This window comes from Photobacterium sp. (assembly GCF_057456235.1).
Window position 1 is genome coordinate 29,522 of the sequence record NZ_JBVCPH010000015.1, and the last position, 20,649, is coordinate 50,170.

A 20,649-nucleotide genomic window follows, 5' to 3' on the forward strand; every position below is an offset into this window, starting at 1 on the left:
CTAGTTTTACCAGTGGAGTAGGCAATGCAAAACCGCCAGCAAGGCTTTACATTGGTTGAGCTTATTGTTGTTATTATTCTTCTCGGGATCCTTGGTGTCACCGCTACCAGCCGGCTGATGGGTAAAAGTAGTTTTACCGCCCATATCGCCCGCGATCAGGCGATATCCATTGCCCGCCAAATTCAGATCATCGCGATGCAAACTGATGGCACCCTCAATGCCTGCCAGCGTCTGGTGGTTACCAATGTCTCTGATGAGGAAAACAGCCGATTTGGCCGCCCGGCAGCCTGCAGCAGTAACGATGACCTGTTCAGCGACGTGCTGCGGGGTAAGCAGGCGGAAGTCACCTTTGCCACCCCGGTGATTGATATCTATTTCAACTTGCTCGGCCGTCCGGTTGATGCGGACGGCAAGCGGATTTGCACCACCAGTTCAGGGTGCAAGGTAACGGTTCGCTCCCGCAATGGGGAAACCGCCAGCCTGTGTATCAACAGCGAAGGCTTTATCCACGAAGGTGATTGTGCATGAAGCCCGTAACTATTAAGCCGATAATAAAGAGTAAAGGCTTCACCCTGATTGAAGGCATTATTGCCATCGTGATCATGGGTATAGCGATGGTTACCCTGACCAGCTTTTTATTTCCCCAGGTTGAACGCTCTGCCATTCCGCATTATCAGGCCCGCTCAGCTGCAATTGGCCATGCCATGCTCAATGAAATCCTATCCCGCAAGTTTGATGAAGAATCAGATCCTAATGGTGATAGCGTGATTCGTTGTGGCGAGACAGGTGCGAACGATTGTACAACTAGTAATAAATTAGGCCCTGAAGAGAGCGAGTTGACAGGGACATTGCTTAATGTTGCCTTGGCAAATGACATTGATGATTTTAAAGGCTGCTGGGGAACAGTAGCGCAGTGTAATAATAGTAAGTTTGATCGAATTGGTGAGTTATCGGATTTTATTCCCGGCGATGATTATTCGAATATCTGGGCAGAAATTAATGCCTTCTATGATGAGGGGTTTACCGGAACAGATGCTGAGACGGTGACCGATCATAAGCGTATTTCTGTCCATGTCCGCACCACTCGCTATGGCGACTATGAGTTTATTGCTTACAGGAGTAACTACTGATGCATAGTAGCCGTAGAAGCAGTCGAGGTTTTACCCTGATTGAAATGATCATGGCGTTGGTCATTTTAGGGATCATCTCTGTGGGCGTCGGCAGTTTCTTGCAATTTGGCGTGGATGGTTATGTCAGTACTGTCGACCGGGAAAGACTGCAATCTGAAGCGCGTTTTGTGATGGAAAGGATCAGCCGTGAAATTCGCCATGCTGCACCCAATAGTGTGTTTGAAGAGGTGATTGATGGTCATCAATGCCTTTCTTTTTACCCTGTTTACCTGTCGGCGTTTTATTTAGATAAGCCATTTGGTAAGGATTCTTCATTCACTTTTGTGCCATTTCCAGATGAGGATGAACTGGACTTATGGACATCAGATAAGAATAAAGTTGATGGTTTTGGAATAGCCATGGGTTATGCATCACAAAAACAATACAGTGGTAAGTATAAGACGCTCCCTTTAGTTTCTGTTAAGGGATATGCCACACAATCAACAGTAGTTGGCGATAAAGGGATATATAGAGTCAACTATAAAGGGGAGCTTAAAACGCAGTCTCCTGCCAAACGTTTATACCTGTATAAAAATAAAGTCTCTTTTTGTTTTGAAGTTAAGGCAGATATAAAACAACTATATCGTCGGGTTAATGATGAAAATCCAGTCATGCTCTCGGATAAAATAGATAGCGTTAATTTCGATGTAAATGGTGTCGGATTAAATAGTAATAGCGTAGTGCATTTGACATTGCGCTTTGAAGATCCGATCAGCGGTAAAGCTTCCAGTTATAACCACAGTGTGCAGGTGATTAATGTATTATAAACGGTCTTATAATCCACCATATAAAAAGCAACAAGGCAGTGCATTAATGGTTTCTATTTTTGTGATTGTAGTGATGTCAGTGATGGCGGCTGCAATGACCCGTATAGGCTGGTCAAGCCAGGATATCACCACCAAAGAAGTATTGGGCACCCGAGCGTGGTTTACCGCTCATTCGGGTAATGAAGTGATGCTTAGTCGGTTATTTCCTATCGGACAAAGCTCAGCTAAACCAACAGCTTGTGTCGATGAGTATAAGTTTAAACCTGCAAATAGTTATGGCTGCACCGCGATTGTGAACTGTACTGATATTTCTGTCTCGCACGCAGGGTCAACAATAAGACAATTTTATTTGGAAAGCAGCGCAACATGTGCGGCTAAAAGCCAAGTTGAAGTAACCCGAGTGCAGGAATCGTGGGCGAAGGAGTTGTTGTGATGTTCTTTATTTTGATAAATAAAATCAAAAAATATTCTTTAGCCTTTATTTTTTGTCTGGCTTTATTTCTGAGTAATAGTGTTCAAGCGAATCAATGCTTAAGTAATGGCTCATGGGTGAATGCGAAAAATGGATTTTGCATTACGCTGAATGTTAAGTCAGATGGAGGTAATCGAGTAAGAATTGAACATAATGGATATTTACATCCATTATGGACAGATGATTATCGAATTTCAGGTTATATTCCAAGTATATATGAGACTAAATATCTTAATGATGGACATGAACATCAATTTAAAATTAAATTTGTTAACAATGATTCCTATAAATCAAATAATATTCGAGGATGGTTGCAATATAGTGTTGATGGTGTTTATGTTAAATCAGAATATATCGATATTAGAAAGACAGTCGGTGCAAATAAAAAGAACCCTTATATAAGAGTGAGAGTCATCGGCGATAATATTTCTGAAACCTGTTTGGCTGAGGGTAACTGTGGTAGTTTGCCATTACCTGAACCTAAACTTAAACCTGAACTCGATTATTGCGAATTGTTCCCGTCACCAGCCCAAGGGTGGGTCGGAAATCCAAATAATAAAATAACGATGTCGAATTCCAGCCAAATTAATAATGCTTATTTGATAGATGGAAAAAGACAGGTTGGTTTTGAAAATTTTGAGTCTAATAATTCAAGTAATTGTGATGGGCAGAGTTGCGTTAATAATCCTGATTTGCAAGTTAATCGCATGAATCTTAGTGAGTATACGGTGACAGGTACAGAGACAATATGGAAAGAAACGAAGACATTAGATCCTGTCCAGTATGATCATATGTACCTAGATAACTCTACTGTTACCTTTAACCCAGGCCACTATTACTTTAACTATCTAGAGGTTAACAAGTCTACGATTAATATTAACGGACCGGTCGTGATTCATGTGAAAAAGCTAGAGCTATCTCAAAATTCGACTTTTAATAATAATGGCACCCCAGATGATTTAGTGATTCTAGGTTACGACCCGTATGCGCTTGACAGTAGTGATGGTCCATTTCCGGATTGTCCATTGTCATTACCTGGATACTCGGGCTGTCAAATTAACTTCGCTAATAAAGATGAATTCAAAGGGTTGATTTACTCTGAAGGTAAAGTGAATTTATCTAATTCCGTTCATGTTACCGGAGCCGTGACCGCGAGTTATTTGAATATGTCAAATAGCGCTAAAATTACAGGCGATAGTCAATGTTTTAATCCACAACCGAAGAACACTCTGAAGATCACCCCGAAAAGTGCATTTGGCCTGACCTGCGAGCGGATGCCGGTGACGTTCTCCGTACGCAAAGAAAACGGGGATCTCGATACCGATTATTCCGGAACACTGAACGCGTCAGTGACATCGGCCAATCCGATGAACAGTTGCTGGGCGCTGACAGAATATGCAGCAGAGTGCAGCAAGGAAAACATAACGACCTCCTTGCCCGGTGGGCAGCGGAAGTTATGGCTGCAGAGCAAGACTGCTGGCGAAATTTCGGTCGAAGGTACGACCGGTGATTTGAGTGATAATGCCGGGCCCTATCGGTTTGCGCCGTATGGTTTTCGGGTTAATGGTGGCGATCCCGCTAAAACAGTTGCCGGAAAAACTGAAACGCTGTTGATAGAAGCGGTGGCAGATACGGGTGCAAAATGTGAAGTGATTGAAGATTACGGTAAGGCTGAGGGTGAAGAGAAGAAATTAAAGATCACCTCTCTGGACTATGTTCAGCCGACAACCGGTAGTAAGAGCCTAGATATTGAGGGTTCAACGCTTGCCGATGGTGCTTCAATAGTAAAAAGTCTTCGGTTTACGCAGGGAAAAACGCTTCTTCCCGTTACTTACAAAGATGCAGGAGAAATTTCTTTCGAGCTGGCTGATGATAAGTGGCAGCCGAAAGACTGCGAGACTGACAGCACGGACTGTGACGATCGTGAAAGGGATTGGAAAGGGCTGAAAGGCAAGGCGGTTATTTATTCGCGTCCATATACTTTTGCGCTGTGCGATATTCAATCGGCTGGCGGTAAAACAGACTTCTCCGGTACATCTTCGTCAGGAAATGGCTTTGCGGCGGCGGGCGAAACATTCAGTGTTACCTTTAAACCTATTATTTGGACGCAAGACTTACCTAACCTAGTGTCAGATAGTATGACTGGAAATACCTGGTGTAAGGTGCCGACGACACCTAATTACTATTCTGTCGATAAGGTAATCTCTGCGCCGCTGAATCTCACCTATCTGTTGGATACGCCAGTTGGTGGAGATAAAGGAGTGCTTCAGGGCAATGGCACGCATAGTTTTAAGACTCAACAAGACGCCATGCACGGTTTGACCCTTAGCAATTTAAGCTGGAGTGAAGTCGGTAGTTTGCGGCTGCAAGCGGGTAGCCATTATTTGGGAATGAAGATCGATCAAGGTGTCGGGAGTATAGGGCGTTTCTATCCTGATTATTTTGAGTTAGAGGACATGGATAGCGATGACTTTAGCTACCCCAGCGGCCAAGATGAATTTGCGTATTTAGGCCAAGATTTTGAAGCTAGCTTTGAGGTGGAAGCGAAAGCAAATAATGGCGAAGAGACTGAAAACTATGGTAAATTTACTTCATATTATCAAGCGTCACTGGCTTTAGATGCGGTGCAGTTGATCGGCGGAACATATCAAAGTTTTGCGAGCCGTGTATATCCGCAAACTAAGTGGAATAACTGGGATGAAGCAGATTTGAAACAAGAGAGCAGTATCTGGCGGCTTGAACGGAAAAATTTTTCGAATACCACAACCATAGAGGATGGTCCTTTTGATGAGCTAAATAGCAGCTGGGGGCTCTATGCGCTTGAAGGCAAAGGGGGCGATCCGGTTCGCATTGTCAATGAAAATCAACAAACAATAACCTTTTCGGGTAATGATCTCGTAACGGAGATGGCGCCATTTAGCAAGACACCAGTGCTCCGCTATGGTCGGATGCGGATGGAAGATACCGCGGGAGCGGTGGGACAATCGCTTGCAATCCCACTCAGGGTTGAATTTTGGGATGGTTCTGGTTGGAAAATTAATGCTGATGATTCGTTATCTGCGTTTCGTGGTACAAATTATTGCAAGCAACAGATAGGCTCTTCTGATGACAAAGTGACAAGTAATGCTGATACCAGAGGTAACGGAAATGTAGCTGCCGGTGATACTGATTCTGGTGACTTCTTAGCAAGACCTCACCATCAGAATGGTAAACCGCTAGCAACCTTCCGCGAGCAGATCCGTTTCTGGCAACGATTAACATCCACCCACCCAGTAAAGATTAAGAGTGATGATAATGATATCAAATGTGTGGGTAACCATTCCAACCAACCTTGGCTGAGGTTTAACTGGCGCGATAAAGGCGATGAAGATCCCTCCGCGATCGTTACCTTCGGCGTCTACCGCGGCAACGATCGGATCATCTATCGGGGTGAAAAAGGCATGAATAAGCTGCTTAATTAAATAAAATGTGGTTCTGTGGCAGGTTTGACAAAGCTTATCTTGTCTCGATCCCTGCCCCTTGGTACATTTAGCGCAATTTAAAGAATTTTGAGTTTGCAGGATTAGCCGAAGATTATGTTTAAAAAACTTCGTGGCATGTTTTCTAATGACCTGTCTATTGACTTGGGTACCGCCAATACCCTTATTTATGTCAAAGGTCAGGGCATCGTTCTCGATGAACCTTCCGTCGTTGCTATTCGCCAGGATCGCGCAGGTACCACAAAAAGTGTCGCCGCCGTCGGTCACGAGGCTAAGCAAATGCTGGGTCGTACCCCGGGCAATATCGCCGCTATCCGCCCGATGAAAGACGGGGTGATTGCCGATTTCTATGTGACAGAAAAAATGCTTCAGCACTTTATTAAGCAAGTGCACGACAACAGCATTTTACGCCCTAGCCCGCGGGTACTGGTGGCGGTTCCATGTGGTTCTACTCAGGTAGAGCGCCGTGCAATCCGTGAATCGGCACAAGGTGCCGGTGCGCGTGAAGTGTATTTGATTGATGAGCCAATGGCTGCCGCTATCGGTGCCGGTATGCCGGTATCTGAAGCGACGGGTTCAATGGTGATCGATATCGGTGGTGGTACCACTGAAGTTGCCGTTATCTCACTCAATGGTGTGGTGTACTCATCTTCTGTTCGGATCGGCGGTGACCGTTTTGATGAAGCCATTATCAATTATGTGCGCCGTAACTACGGTAGCTTAATTGGTGAGGCAACCGCTGAGCGCATTAAGCACGAAATCGGTTCGGCTTATCCTGGCGACGAAGTCCGTGAAATTGAAGTGCGCGGTCGTAACCTGGCTGAAGGTGTTCCACGCAGCTTTACCCTGAACTCAAACGAAATTTTAGAGGCATTGCAAGAGCCGCTGACCGGTATCGTATCGGCGGTGATGGTTGCCCTTGAACAGTGTCCGCCGGAACTTGCCTCAGACATCTCTGAGCGGGGTATGGTACTAACCGGCGGTGGTGCGCTATTGCGTGATCTTGACCGTCTGTTAACCGAAGAAACCGGTATTCCGGTTGTGGTAGCTGAAGACCCGCTAACATGCGTTGCGCGTGGTGGCGGTAAAGCTCTGGAAATGATTGATATGCATGGTGGCGACCTCTTCAGCGAGGAATAATGCCCGCCATGGCAATTGACAAAACAGGTTATAGTGTTAGATGAAACCTATATTTGGCAGAGGGCCTTCTCTGCAATTACGCCTGTTTCTTGCCATTTTACTGTCGGCCAGCCTCATGCTGGCCGACAGCCGTCTTGATGCCTTTGCCAATGTACGCTACTTGCTGAACTCTGCGATCGCCCCTCTTCAATATGCTGCTAACTTACCTCGTGACATATTAGATGGTGTATCTGGTCAGTTGAGCTCACATCAGCGTTTATTGACAGAGAATAAAGCACTCAAGCGTGATGTATTGATCATGCAAAACGATGTGTTATTGCTTGATCAGTTGAAGCAGGAAAATCAGCGTCTAAGAGAACTGCTGGGATCGCCCTTTGTGCGTGACGAGCGGAAGATGATCGCCCAGGTGATGGCCGTCGACTCTGATCCTTATAGTCATCAGGTAATGATTGATAAAGGGCGGACTGACGGCGTTTATGAAGGCCAGCCGGTGATCAATGAAAAAGGCATTGTCGGTCAGATCTCCTATGTCGGGGCGCATAACAGCCGTGTATTGCTGTTAATTGATCCCACCCATGCCATTCCGGTACAGGTGGTCCGCAATGATATCCGTGTTATCGCTTCCGGCAGTGGCGAAAGTGATCTGGTGCAACTGGAGCACGTGCCGAGCAGTACCGACATTGAAGTGGGTGACTTGTTGGTTAGCTCCGGCTTGGGCGGTCGTTATCCGGAAGGATATCCGGTGGCGAATGTGACCGAATTTTCGTTTGATAACAAGCGTCCTTTTGCTCAAATCAAAGCCCGCCCAACGGTTCAGTTTGACCGTTTACGTTATTTGTTACTGGTGTGGCCGACACCCAGTGAGTACCAATTGGAAGGAGAGCTAACGCGTGGCGAGTAGTCGACCAAGAGGCCGCTTACTAATCTGGCTCTCTTTCACTGTTGCCCTGATTTTACAGGCAGCCCCCTGGCCTGGTGAGCTGGAACCTTTTCGCCCGTCGTGGGTGTTATTGGTGACATGCTACTGGGTGTTAGCCCTGCCGCATCGGGTGAATGTCGGTACGGCGTTGATCGTCGGCCTGTTATGGGACCTGATGCTGGGCTCGACGTTAGGTATTCGCGGTTTGATGATGTCGGTATTGTGCTACATCATTGCACTGAACTTCCAGGTACTGCGTAATTTGTCGTTATGGCAGCAGGCAATGCTGATTGCTTTGTTAAGCCTGGGCGGTAAATTAGTGGAGTTCTGGGCCGAATATCTGGTGTCGGTGATCACTTTTGATCCGCAACAGCTATGGGCGATATTCCTTAACTTCCTGTTGTGGCCTTGGCTATTTTTATTTTTACGGCGGATGCGCCGTAAGTTCTCCATTCGTTAAATTATAATTAGATAGGAACGTCATGCCTGCTATACAACTCTACCTTGCCTCGGGATCGCCTCGCCGCAAGGAGCTGCTGACTCAGCTTGGCTACCGCTTTGAACGTGTCGTTGTGGATGTTGAAGAATGTCACCAGCCCGGTGAGACACCGGCAGGATACGTGCAGCGGCTGTCCCGAGAGAAAGCGGCCGCGGGGGTGAAAGTAACGGATGGCCAGACCCCGGTTCTGGGCGCCGATACCATTGTGGTTGTCGATGATACTATTTTAGAGAAGCCGAAAGATTTCACTGATGCACGGCGGATGCTGAAGTTGCTCTCCGGTCGTCAGCACCAGGTGATGACGTCTGTTACCCTTGCGAATGCAGAACGTGAAGAAACTCAGTTAGTGATTACTGACGTCTGGTTTAAAACATTGTCAGATAACGAAATTAAAAACTATTGGCAAAGTGGTGAACCGCAAGACAAAGCCGGCAGTTACGGTATTCAGGGGCTGGGTGGCAAGTTTATCGAACGCATTAATGGCAGTTATTATGCTGTGGTGGGGTTACCGCTAATGGAAACCGACATCATGGTTCAAGATTTTTTAGATTTATAAGTTGAGGCAACCATGAGCACAGAGCTGCTGATTAATGTGACGCCAAGTGAAACTCGCGTGGCAATGATTGAAGGGGGCAACCTTCAGGAAGTGCATATTGAACGCGAAGCGAAGCGCGGCATCGTCGGAAATATCTATAAGGGGCGGGTGAGCCGCGTATTGCCCGGCATGCAAGCCGCTTTTGTCGATATCGGACTTGATAAGGCCGCTTTCTTACATGCCTCTGATATTGTTCCGCATACCGAGTGTGTGGCAGAAAATGAGAAGCAGCAGTTCCCGGTGCGGGATATTTCTGAGCTGGTGCGTCAGGGCCAGGACATTGTTGTGCAGGTGGTCAAAGATCCTCTGGGTACCAAAGGGGCTCGTCTGACGACCGACATTACCTTACCTTCGCGTTATTTGGTCTTTATGCCGGGGGCCGGCCATGTGGGTGTGTCTCAGCGGATTGAGAGTGAACAGGAACGCGATCGCCTGAAAGGCATTGTGAAGAAACATTGCGACGATCTGGGTGGATTTATTATCCGCACCGCGGCTGAAGGTGCGACCGCAGACGAACTGGCACAAGATGTCGCATTCCTGAAGCATCTATGGCGTAAGGTACTGGAGCGCCGTGCAAAACATAAACCTAAATCCATGCTGTATGGTGAGTTGGGGCTGGCACAGCGTATTTTACGTGATTTTGTCGGCACAGAGCTCGATGGTATTCAGGTTGATTCTCGTCTTGGGTTTGAAAAACTCAAAGAGTTTACCGATGAGTTTGTTCCGGAAGTCAGTGAAAAAATTGACTATTATTCAGGTGAGCAGCCGATTTTTGATCTCTATGATACTGAAAACGAAATTCAGCGTTCATTGGATCGTAAAGTCGAATTGAAATCAGGCGGATATCTGATCATCGATCAGACTGAGGCGATGACCACTGTCGATATCAATACCGGTGCGTTCGTTGGTCGTCGTAATTTAGAAGAAACGATCTTCAATACTAACATTGAAGCCACCAAGGCGATTGCCCGTCAGCTCCGTTTACGTAACCTGGGCGGCATTATCATTATCGACTTTATCGATATGGCGTCGGAAGATCATCAGCGCAGGGTGCTTGCGACCCTAGAGCAGGCACTTTCTTTCGACCGGGTTAAAACCAATATTAATGGCTTTACTCAGCTCGGCTTAGTGGAAATGACCCGTAAGCGTACCCGAGAAAGTATTGAACATGTGCTGTGCGGTACTTGTCCTACTTGTGAAGGGCGTGGCTCAGTGAAAACGGTTGAGAGTGTCTGTTACGAGATATTGCGTGAAATTACGCGTGTAAACCGTGCGTATGATGCTGATCGCTTTGTGGTGTATGTGGCACCTGCCGTGGCTGATGCCTTAGCTGGCGATGAGTATCACGCGCTTGCTGAACTTGAAGTCTTCATTGGCAAGCAGGTTAAAATCAAAGGTGAGCCGCTATACATTCAAGAACAGTTTGACGTCGTTATGATGTAAGCGAGGCTATTGAGTGACAACAGTTCCAGTTCGTCTGGTACGTGGATTAATGTGGCTGGTACTGATTCTGTTAGTACTGGCCGCTATTGCAATTAGTGGTCTGCGCCTTTTTCTACCTCAGTTAAATGAATTTCGTGAGCCGATCCGTCAATGGGCTTCCGAACAAGCCGGTATGAGCCTGAAAATTGACAATGTCGAAGGTCATTGGCGCAGCTTTGGCCCGTCGATACTGCTGCAGGGGATCGGACTTTCACCGACCGACAATGCCGAACCATTAGCGACGATCAACGAGGTCGATTTCCAGTTTGATTTATGGCGATCGGCATTACAGCTGCGTCCGATTTTCAAAGATATTGGTATTCGCCAGCTGGATATCGATTTAACTCAGTTGCCGGGTTTTGACCCCAACATTTCTTCTCTTGCCGCAAAGAAACCTTCAGATGCCGATATCTCTATTGCCCGGCGGCTGGAGCAGATTTTTTTCATTCGCCTTGGCAATTTTTCACTAACCGATTCACAAGTGACGCTGTGGACGCCTGCTGGTGATAAAAAACGAATTGATATCAGTGAACTGAAGTGGAAAAACACTCGAGGTAAGCATCTTGCCGAAGGCGTTATCAGCATTGCAGGTACCCATTTCAATCAACTGAAAGTGATTGCTAACTTATCAGAGAAGGGCGATTTGCCGAGCTTGTCTGGCAGCATTTATGCCCAGGCCCAGAATCTATCCATGACTCCCTGGCTGAATAAAAGGTTGTCTGGTGTGACAGATATTACCGCCAGTGATCTTGATTTTGAGATGTGGCTGGATCTGTCAGACGGTCAGATCACCAATAGTCGGGTCAGTCTGAAAGACAGCTATGTACGGTGGCAAGCGGGCGAGAAAACACATGAGTTCAGGGTACAGCAAGGCCTGTTTGCACTGACTCCGCACTTTCTGCCACAAGGCCAAACAGCCTGGCGCATCGACAGTGATCAGCTGAGAATACAAACCGATAAGACACTGTGGCCTAAATTCGATATTGCCGCCCAGTGGCAGCCCGAGGAGTGGCAGGTTGCCGTTAGTACGGTTGAGCTGGAACGTCTGACGCCATTTTTAAGTTTTCTTCCGGCAGACAATAGCGCGTCATCGATATTGAAGGCGCTGCAGCCGACGGGGACATTGTCAGATCTTCGCATCGCAAGCAAGCAGGGGCGATCGCCGCAATTTTCTGCCCAGTTGCAACAGTTTGGGATGCGGCAATGGAAACTGTTGCCAGAAGTGCATAAGCTGGATGCCACTATTGCCGGAGACATGAACTCTGGCAAAGCCGTGCTGAGTTTACACGATGACCACCTGCCCTATGGCAATGTATTCCAGGCCCCCCTGAATATTGATAGTGGTGAAGTCACGGCCTACTGGCAGGTGAATGAGCAAGGCTGGCGCTTATGGAGCGACAAATTACAGGTGGCGACTCCGCATCTCAAAGCCAATGGCGAATTCCGTCTTGATTTTCCGGCCCAGCAACCGGCCTGGTTATCGTTTTATGGCGAGGCCTCTATTAGTAATGCCGGTGAAACCTGGCGCTATTTACCCACCCTGGCCTTGGGCCGAGATCTGACGGATTACCTGTCGGCGGCAATTCGTGGCGGTCAGGCACAAGACGCACAATTGTTGTGGTATGGCGAGCTGGCTGATTTTCCCTATGGTAATCATGCGGGGATATTCCAAGCCAATGTACCGCTGGAAAACGCAAAATTCAGTTTTGATACCCACTGGCCGTTACTGACTGATTTGCAACTTGATCTGTTATTTGAAAATGACCTAATGTATCTCGATTCTCGCCATGCTCAAACCATGGGAGCAACCGCATCGCGGGTGACGGGGGCGGCAGAGCTGAGTGCTGGCGGTCACCTGACGTTAGAGGTTGATGTTGCAGCCGAAGGCGGAGATGTCCGCGACTATATGATGTCGACCCCGCTGGTCGATTCCGTTGGGGCGGCGTTGACTACCGTACAGGTGAGCGGACCGGTCAGTTCACGTTTTCAGTTGGATATCCCCTTCGACGGCAGTGAGGTCCGCGCCTGGGGCCAGGCCAGTCTCGCTGATAACCAAATCGCGATAGATACCCCGCCGATACAGCTGGATCAGGTTAGCGGTCAGTTGAGTTTTGATAACGATATTATTAATGCGAAGACGATTAATGGGGTGGTGCTGGCTCAGCCGGTGACATTCGGCTTCAACGGTAACAGCGTTGACACAGGGTATCAGGTGGATATTGATTTGGCGGGTGACTGGCAGGTCGCGCCACTTCAGCAGCAACTCAATGATCCCTTATTAAAACATGTAACTGGTCGCAGCGAGTGGCAGGCAACGGTGGGTGTCAGCCTCCATGATACCGGCTTTAACTATGACGTTGCGCTGAACGCGGCGCTCGGGCAGATTAATAGCCAGCTGCCTTATCCGTTGCGACACCCGTCATCTTCATCATCGACGCCGTTTGCGACGGTTAATGCCTCGGGTAATGCTGAGTTACTGGCGGGAAGCATTATTTTACCGGATGCCAATTACCAGGCTCAGATTAACTTACAACCAGAGCGGTTGGTTATTGAGAGCAGTTTGCTGAATATCGGTAAAGGTAAGATCCGTAAGCAGCCAGTAAAAGGGCATGGAATCCGCATTGACAGCGATCAGTTTGATGGCGATAAGTGGATCGATGTTGTGAATGAGGTGAGAGGCAGCGAACAAGAAGCGGCGAAAAAAGGCGAAGTCAGTAGCTTCCCGGAACTGCCGATACCGACCCGAATTAATGCGCAGATCAAAAAACTCTCACTGGCCTCCTTAGATTGGAATGATGTTTCGCTGGCGGTAAGAAACAAGCAGCAGCAATGGCACTTTATTCTTGGCAGCCGTGAACTGACTGGCGAGGCGTTCTGGCCACAAGGTGGACCGATCAATGTCGCGTTGGAGAAAATGCACCTGAATATCGATGCTTTGCAGCCGGTGGATCCCCAGCAGACCCGGCAGAAATATGTGCCGCAGCTGGATGTGCCGCCTGCGACGGATTTTGATCGTAGCATGATGGCTCATATGCCGGACATTGAGCTGAAAATCCAGGACGCCTGGTTGCAAGGGTACCGGCTAGGAAAAGTGTCAGGAAAGCTGTATCGGGACGTGAATACTTTAGTGTTACAGAACCTGGAAGTGAATTCAGGAACAACGGCACTCAATCTTGATGGCCACTGGACATTAGACGGCGTTCAGAATGAAACCCAAATAGCCTTTGATATTGAAGGTGAAAATAGCTCTGATCTGATGGGGCGGTTCGGTATATCCGGAGGGATCCAGGATGCCTCATTCAGCAGTTATGCCTCTATCCAGTGGCAGGGTGCTCCCTGGGCAATACATCGGGAAACCTTAACCGGTGAGTTGAAGAGCGAAACCGGGAAAGGGATCATCAGCGAGGTGGGAGGTGCCGGTCGCTTACTGGGCTTATTCAGTATTGATTCGATTTTGCGTAAGATGCAGTTAGATTTCAGCGGAATATTTGATGGCGGATTAGCTTTTAACTACATCAAAGGTTCCGGCAAAATCACCAAGGGTATTTTTAAAAGTGATAACATCGAGATGGAGACCTTGGCAGGGGATATGTTTATCCAGGGAACTGCTAATCTTGTCAATGAGACCGTCGATGCACGGGTGAAATTCACCCCTGATTTCACATCGGGTATTCCGGTGTTAACGGCTTTTGCGGTAGCCCCGCAAACCGCGGTTCTTGTGTTTGCCATTTCAACGGCACTGTCACCGGTGGTGGACGTCTTTACCCAGATCAACTATATCGTGAAAGGACCGATTGAATCGCCAACGGTTACTGAGCGTTCACGATTTAAAGGTGAGTACACGCTGTCTGATTCTGTTGAGGCAAAGTAACCCCAGTGCGGAATAACAGAAGGCATTAATACCTTCAAAAAATAAGAACTAACGAAAATCGAAGAGATTGGCTCAGGGAGTAGGTCATGGCAAAAGTCGGTGTAGTACAGATGAATTCAGGTTCTGATCCTGAGGTTAACCTTCATAAGCTTAAGAAAAAGCTTAAAGGGCTGCAATTGCAAGGAGCACGGTTAGTCTTAACGCCGGAAAATACCCTGGTGTTTGGCTCGCAACAGGATTATCAGCGCCATGCAGAACGGCTGGGTGAGGGGCCGTTACAAACTGAACTGGCAGCAATGGCGAAGCAGCTGGGGATCTGGTTGCTAATCGGATCGATGCCGATCCGCCAACCGGATGGCGCCATGACGGCCACCACGTTGCTGTTTGATGATCAGGGACAGTGTCAGGCGCATTACAACAAACTCCATATGTTTGATGTAGAAGTGGCAGATCAGCACCACAGCTATCGCGAATCCGATACCTTCAAGGCCGGCGATGAAGTAAAAGTTGTCTCCACTCCCTTTGGCAATATTGGCTTGTCGATCTGTTATGATGTGCGTTTCCCTCAGTTATATACCGCTTTGAGAGAGCAAGGAGCCGATATCATTGTGATACCAGCGGCATTTACGAAAGTGACCGGGAAAGCCCACTGGGACGTGCTATTGCGCGCGCGGGCGGTGGAAACCCAGTGCTGGGTTATTGCGGCAGCACAGTGGGGCGAACACAATGAAGGCCGGGAAACCTGGGGGCATTCGATGATAATCGATCCCTGGGGGCAAATTGTGGCCTGTCAGCAGCAAGGTACAGGGGTGCTGACTGCTGATATCGATTTAGGTCTGAATCAGACAATCCGAACCAATATGCCGTTGGATCAGCATGCACGTTTTAGTGTGCACCAGCGATAAATTAAAAGAGCAGAATAAATGACCCTGAATACTGTAGAAAAGACCATGCTAGCCCAATCAGGGTTAGGGCGCGAAGAGCTTCATAATATCTTAGCAATGATAGCGGCCCGAGACGTTGACTATGCCGATATCTATTTTCAGTCCTGCTGGCATGAATCGTTAGTACTGGAAGACAGTATTATCAAGGACGGCTCATTCAATATCGATCGGGGTGTTGGGGTGCGGGCGGTTGCCGGAGAAAAAACCGGCTTCGCTTATTCAGATCAGATCAACCAGCTAGCACTAACCCAAAGTGCCAAAGCCGCGCGGGGCATTGTGCGCCAGGGCGGTAATGCCAGTGTTAAGGCTTTTAGCCCTATCACTCCATCAGGCATTTATGCGCCGGTTGATCCACTTGGCAGCCTTGATAAGTTCCAGAAAATCGGGTTGCTTGAAGAGATCGACCGCTATATTCGCGCCAAAGAGCCATTGATAAAGGAAGTGTCAGTCAGTATCAACGGTGTTTACGAGGAAGTGCTGGTGGCGGCTCTTGACGGCACCTATGCCGCCGATATCCGGCCCTTAGTGCGGTTGTCTGTCAGTGTGCTGGTGGAAAAAGGCGATAGGCGCGAACGAGGCAGCGCAGGCGGCGGTGGCCGTTATGGTTATGAGCACTTCCTGAGTGAAGAAAATGGCCAGAAAGTGGCATTGGGTTATGCGGATGAAGCTATTCGTCAGGCGCTGGTAAATGTGGATGCCGACGCCGCCCCTGCCGGTACGATGCCCGTAGTATTGGGTTCGGGCTGGCCGGGGGTGTTATTGCACGAAGCCGTTGGCCATGGTCTGGAGGGTGACTTTAACCGCAAGGGCTCTTCCATGTTCTCTGGACAGATGGGACAGCAGGTGACATCACCGCTGTGTACAATTGTTGATGACGGTACGTTAGTGAACCGCCGTGGCTCGATCAATATTGATGATGAGGGGACCCCGGGCCAATACAACGTACTGGTTGAAGGCGGTAAGCTCAAAGGCTATATGCAGGATAAGCTGAATGCCCGCCTGATGGGGGTGGCACCAACAGGCAACGGCCGTCGTGAGTCTTATGCCCACCTGCCGATGCCTCGTATGACGAATACTTATATGCTGCCGGGAGAGCACACGCCGGAAGAAATCATTGCCAGTGTTAAGCGGGGTATTTACGCGCCTAACTTTGGTGGTGGCCAAGTTGATATCACCTCTGGTAAATTTGTGTTCTCTGCCTCTGAAGCTTACCTGATTGAAAACGGTAAGGTGACCCGGCCAATTAAAGGGGCAACCTTGATTGGGAACGGCATTGACGCGATGCAGCAGGTGTCGATGGTGGGTAACGATCTCAATATTGACTTGGGCGTTGGGGTTTGTGGCAAAGCGGGTCAGAGCATCCCGGTGGGTGTGGGCCAGCCGACCTTAAAGATTGATGCGATGACGGTTGGCGGTACGGAGTAGATAACGCTCCAGCCGGATAGCTGCACTGTTGATAAGATTAGGTTTATCAATTGAAGCTGAGACAAAAACGCCGGCAGTTTGCTGGCGTTTTTGTTGTTGCTTTATAGCGATGACCGTCAGCGTGCATTGCAGCCTTTAGTTTTCCAGGTACAGCTCTTTCAGGTACTGGAAGATTTCACGGTAGGCCTTTGGTGGCTTACTCTGAGCTTTCTCTTTGTTTGCCTGGCGAATGAGCTGGCGTAAGTGCTGACGGTCTGCTTCCGGATGATCAACCATAATGGCATTGATCATGCTGTCGCCATTTTCAATTAGCCGATCGCGTTTTTGCTCAAGCTTCTTAAGTGCTACAGTTTGCTGCGAATGCTTGTTATTGAGCTTATCAAGTGCCGCCTGAATCGGTTCAATATCAATAGAACGCATTACTTTGCCGATGTATTGAAGTTGACGACGACGAGCTTCATTTTTAAAGCGTTGCGCGTCTTTGATCGAAGCCAGCAATTCTTCATCAAGCGGTATTTTTGCTAATCCATTTGGTGTCAAAGCAACAAGCTCTTCCCCCAGTTTTTGTAACGCATCCATGTCACGTTTCATCTCAGATTTACTTACCCAGATGATCTCTTCTTCCGCTTCCCATGGGGCTTTTTTGTTTTTACGGCTCATAACAGGCTCACTAAAAATGCTAATCAATCTATTTTATCAGTTTAATAACGATTTTGGGCGTAAATTCCTCACTTGCGATGTTATCCTATAACTATCAAACCCAGATAAAGTGATTGTATGGACGTAAGAGAACAGGTCGCACAGCAGCGCGTAGAGCTGGAAGCTGCGGTCGCGAGAGCGTTAGAACTCGCAGGCAAACAAGCGGATGCTGCTGAAGTTGCTATTAATAAAACCACGGGGATCAGTGTTTCTACCTTAATGTGTGAGGTAGAAAACGTGGAATTTAATAGCGATGGCGCACTGGGTATTACCGTCTATCGCGGCCAGCGCAAAGGCAGTGCCTCGACATCTGATCTCAGTGAGCAGGCCATTGCGCAAACCGTCGCAGCGGCATTGGATATTGCCCACTATACGTCTGAAGATCCTTTTGCGGGCCCTGCACCTGCAGAGCTGATGGCGAAAGATATTCCGGATTTAGATCTGTTCCATCCCGATGAGCCCGAGCCGGATCATGCTGCTTCAATTGCCATTGCCGCAGAGCAAGCGGCGCTGGATTTTGACCCTCGGATTAAACAGAGCGATGGTGCAAGCTATGATAGCCATTATGGCGTGCGTGTTTATGGTAACAGCCATGGCATGTTAGCCAGCTATGCATCCAGTCGCCACAGTACCAGCTGCTGTGTGATTGCGGAAGGCAAAAACGGTGAGATGGAGCGTGACTACAGCTACACCACCTCACGCGTTGCCTCTGATCTCTGGACGCCGGAACGTGTCGGCCGGCATGCTGCCGAGCGTACCGTTGGCCGTGTGGATGCGCAGAAACTGTCAACCCGTGAAGCTCCCATCATGTTTGCCGCAGATATTGCGACAGGCCTGTTTGGCCATCTGGTCATGGGGATCAGCGGTGCAAACTTGTACCGCAAGTCGTCTTTCCTGGTAGATACGCTGGGTGAGCAGATTTTCCCTGACTGGCTGAATATCAGTGAGCGACCACATATTTTGCGTGGAATGGCCAGTACGCCATTTGACAGCGAAGGGTTGGCGACACGCGATCTGGAAATTATCAAAGACGGCGTGTTGCAAACCTACCTGATGACCAGCTATGCGGCACGTAAAATGGGCCGTCAGCCAACCGGTCATGCCGGTGGTATCCATAACTGGCTGGTGAAATCGACGGGTGAAAGTTTTGCCCAGATGCTGAAGCAAATGGATCGCGGGCTGCTGGTGACAGAGCTGATGGGGCAGGGGGTCAATATCGTTAATGGCGATTATTCCCGTGGTGCCGCTGGTTTCTGGGTTGAAAATGGCGAAATTCAATATCCGGTCAGTGAAATTACGATTGCCGGTAACCTTAAAGATATGATGAAAAATATCGTCTCGATTGGTACTGATACCGAAACACGGAGTCAGATCCTGACCGGATCAATCCTGCTCGACACGATGAAAATCGCTGGCGAGTAAAAGCTGCGCGGGTCGTCGTGTCCCGGTTCTACAATAAAAAAGCGAGAGCCAAGGCTCTCGCTTTTTTATTTCTCGCTACTCGAAACGAATAACTCACACCTTTAGATCAAAAATATCGTCGCTAATCCGAGGAAGACCGATAAGCCGACGATATCGGTAATGGTTGTCAGGGCCATACCGCCAGCCAGTGCCGGATCGATATTAAACTTCTTGAGCATAACCGGGATCGTAACACCGGCAATACCTGCCACTAACAGGTTGGTCAGCATGGCGCCGGCAATGATAACGCCGAGAATCAGGTTTCCCTTCCAGACGACAACAACCCCACCAATAATAAATGCCCATAACAGGCCGTTAATCAGACCCACCCGCGCTTCTTTACTGAGCAGCCAGCGGGTATTCGACTCGCCGATGTGACCGACGGCTAAGCCGCGAATAACCAGAGCGACGGTTTGGTTTCCGGCCACTCCGCCCATTGATGGCACAATGGTCATTAAAATCGCAATGGCTGCCATTTGATCTAACGTCTCTTCAAACAGGTTTGAGACAGAGGCGGCAGCCAGCGCGGCCAGAACATTCACCCCGAGCCAGATACTCCGGCGCCGGGCTGACTTCATGACCGGGGCAAAGGTATCTTCATCATCATCCAGGCCCGCCATACTCATCATTGAGTGCTCGGCATCTTCACGAATAATATCGACGACGTCATCAATGGTGATACGACCAACCAGGTGGTTATTGGTATCCACAACCGGGGCTGATAGCCAATTGCGTCGTTCAAACAGGCTGGCGATTTCACCGTCATCCATATCGACCGGGATCGCCTCATCGGCATCCTCCATCACGTCATGGATTTTGATATCCGGTTGGGCGGTAATGAGAGCCGCCAGTGAAAGGTGGCCAATTAACAGTTCATTCTGATCGACCACGTAAAGGGCATCGGTGGCTTCAGGCAATTCACCTCTCATACGCAGGTAACGCAATACCACGTCGGCGGTGACATCAGCACGGATTGTGATGAAGTCGGTACTCATTATCCCACCGGCTGTTTCTTCCGGGTAGGCGAGGGCTTTTTCAATCCGATGGCGATCGGTGGCATCCATCTGCGCCAATACTTCCTGATACCGTTCATCAGGCAGGCTACGCAGAACGTAGGCGACATCATCACTTTCCATCCCCTCGGTAACGGCCGCCAGTTTCTCTGGATCCATTCGCGAGACGATGCCGTCTTTTACATCTTCAGAAAGCTCATCAAGGATCTCACCTTGCTCTTCCGGATCGGTGAGCTGCCATAATACCTGGCGCTCTTTTGGTGGAGAGGCTTCCAGCAGGTGTGCAATGTCCTCCGGCTCCATTTCCTGAAGCATACGGCGTACATGGACAAACATCCCATTTTCCAGGGCCTTGTTGACTTCTTGTAGCGTTTGATGGGTCTGATCTTGTTCTAAGACATCCGCCATAGGCATGGGACCTTGTGGTTTGATGGCGCAAATTTAACGCAGAAACTTTAACTGAGGAATTTTAACGTAATAGTAAGGTGGTTGTCCCGCCAGATCTGACAGGAAAGGCATATTTAATACCAATCGGGATAATTGTCTCAATTGGAATAACAGAGAGCGGAAGGGGAACGGTGAGGAGGACGTCGGGTTATGGCCGAAGATCGACAGCATTTCTGCCATAATCACCGCATGTTATTGGTGTTTTTGTAAATTAATCAATTATACCAGCGCCATGAGCGTGCGCTTAATTGGTCATATAAGTAATGG

General features: G+C 48.5%; 16 protein-coding genes. 14 read left to right on the forward strand and 2 right to left on the reverse strand.

What is annotated here, in order from left to right; translation table 11 throughout:
- The first annotated feature begins 24 nt into the window (after positions 1 to 24).
- The 13 genes from AC2204_RS15930 to tldD all read left to right on the forward strand — a co-directional run bounded on the left by AC2204_RS15930 (position 25) and on the right by tldD (position 16,762).
- On the forward strand, positions 25 to 528 hold the full coding sequence (locus tag AC2204_RS15930; protein WP_318926667.1) for a prepilin-type N-terminal cleavage/methylation domain-containing protein: 504 nt from the start codon (positions 25 to 27) through the stop codon (positions 526 to 528).
- On the forward strand, positions 525 to 1,130 hold the full coding sequence (locus AC2204_RS15935) for a type IV pilus modification PilV family protein (protein WP_318926668.1): 606 nt from the start codon (positions 525 to 527) through the stop codon (positions 1,128 to 1,130). Before AC2204_RS15930 ends, AC2204_RS15935 begins: the two co-directional genes overlap by 4 nt.
- Positions 1,130 to 1,936, forward strand: a complete 807-nt coding sequence (locus tag AC2204_RS15940) for a PilW family protein (protein ID WP_318926669.1) — start codon at positions 1,130 to 1,132, stop codon at positions 1,934 to 1,936. Before AC2204_RS15935 ends, AC2204_RS15940 begins: the two co-directional genes overlap by 1 nt.
- Complete coding sequence (locus AC2204_RS15945; RefSeq protein WP_318926670.1) at positions 1,926 to 2,369, forward strand: MshP protein; 444 nt, start codon at positions 1,926 to 1,928, stop codon at positions 2,367 to 2,369. The genes AC2204_RS15940 and AC2204_RS15945 overlap by 11 nt, the downstream gene beginning before the upstream one ends.
- Positions 2,369 to 5,869: a DUF6701 domain-containing protein gene (locus AC2204_RS15950; RefSeq protein ID WP_318926765.1), complete on the forward strand. Its 3,501-nt coding sequence runs from the start codon at positions 2,369 to 2,371 to the stop codon at positions 5,867 to 5,869. The genes AC2204_RS15945 and AC2204_RS15950 overlap by 1 nt, the downstream gene beginning before the upstream one ends.
- Before the next feature lie 114 nt (positions 5,870 to 5,983).
- Positions 5,984 to 7,027 carry a rod shape-determining protein MreB gene (mreB, locus tag AC2204_RS15955; RefSeq protein WP_318926671.1) on the forward strand — a complete coding sequence of 348 codons (1,044 nt, stop codon included), beginning with the start codon at positions 5,984 to 5,986 and terminating at the stop codon, positions 7,025 to 7,027.
- A gap of 40 nt (positions 7,028 to 7,067) precedes the next feature.
- Positions 7,068 to 7,928, forward strand: a complete 861-nt coding sequence (gene mreC / locus AC2204_RS15960; protein ID WP_318926672.1) for a rod shape-determining protein MreC — start codon at positions 7,068 to 7,070, stop codon at positions 7,926 to 7,928.
- Positions 7,918 to 8,406 (forward strand): rod shape-determining protein MreD, encoded by a 489-nt coding sequence (mreD, locus tag AC2204_RS15965; RefSeq protein ID WP_318926673.1) that lies wholly within the window; start codon positions 7,918 to 7,920, stop codon positions 8,404 to 8,406. Before mreC ends, mreD begins: the two co-directional genes overlap by 11 nt.
- Before the next feature lie 22 nt (positions 8,407 to 8,428).
- The gene (locus tag AC2204_RS15970) at positions 8,429 to 9,001 is read left to right on the forward strand and encodes a Maf family protein (RefSeq protein ID WP_318926674.1); all 573 of its coding nucleotides are present in this window, start codon (positions 8,429 to 8,431) and stop codon (positions 8,999 to 9,001) included.
- Positions 9,002 to 9,013: 12 nt separating this feature from the next.
- Positions 9,014 to 10,483, forward strand: coding sequence for a ribonuclease G (rng, locus tag AC2204_RS15975; RefSeq protein ID WP_318926675.1), 1,470 nt, complete (start codon positions 9,014 to 9,016; stop codon positions 10,481 to 10,483).
- A gap of 13 nt (positions 10,484 to 10,496) precedes the next feature.
- The gene (locus tag AC2204_RS15980; RefSeq protein WP_318926676.1) at positions 10,497 to 14,393 is read left to right on the forward strand and encodes a YhdP family protein; all 3,897 of its coding nucleotides are present in this window, start codon (positions 10,497 to 10,499) and stop codon (positions 14,391 to 14,393) included.
- Positions 14,394 to 14,479: 86 nt separating this feature from the next.
- Entirely contained in the window at positions 14,480 to 15,298 is an 819-nt protein-coding gene (locus tag AC2204_RS15985; protein WP_318926677.1) for a carbon-nitrogen hydrolase family protein, read from the forward strand.
- Between the two features lie 18 nt (positions 15,299 to 15,316).
- Complete coding sequence (gene tldD / locus AC2204_RS15990; protein ID WP_318926678.1) at positions 15,317 to 16,762, forward strand: metalloprotease TldD; 1,446 nt, start codon at positions 15,317 to 15,319, stop codon at positions 16,760 to 16,762.
- A gap of 135 nt (positions 16,763 to 16,897) precedes the next feature.
- On the opposite strand, the gene yjgA is transcribed toward tldD, so the two are convergent.
- Complete coding sequence (yjgA, locus tag AC2204_RS15995) at positions 16,898 to 17,422, reverse strand: ribosome biogenesis factor YjgA (protein ID WP_318926679.1); 525 nt, start codon at positions 17,420 to 17,422, stop codon at positions 16,898 to 16,900.
- Positions 17,423 to 17,539: 117 nt separating this feature from the next.
- On the opposite strand from yjgA, the gene pmbA reads away from it, so the two are divergent.
- On the forward strand, positions 17,540 to 18,883 hold the full coding sequence (pmbA, locus tag AC2204_RS16000; protein ID WP_318926680.1) for a metalloprotease PmbA: 1,344 nt from the start codon (positions 17,540 to 17,542) through the stop codon (positions 18,881 to 18,883).
- Between the two features lie 101 nt (positions 18,884 to 18,984).
- On the opposite strand, the gene mgtE is transcribed toward pmbA, so the two are convergent.
- Positions 18,985 to 20,343: a magnesium transporter gene (gene mgtE, locus AC2204_RS16005; RefSeq protein ID WP_318926681.1), complete on the reverse strand. Its 1,359-nt coding sequence runs from the start codon at positions 20,341 to 20,343 to the stop codon at positions 18,985 to 18,987.
- Between the last annotated feature and the right edge of the window lie 306 nt (positions 20,344 to 20,649).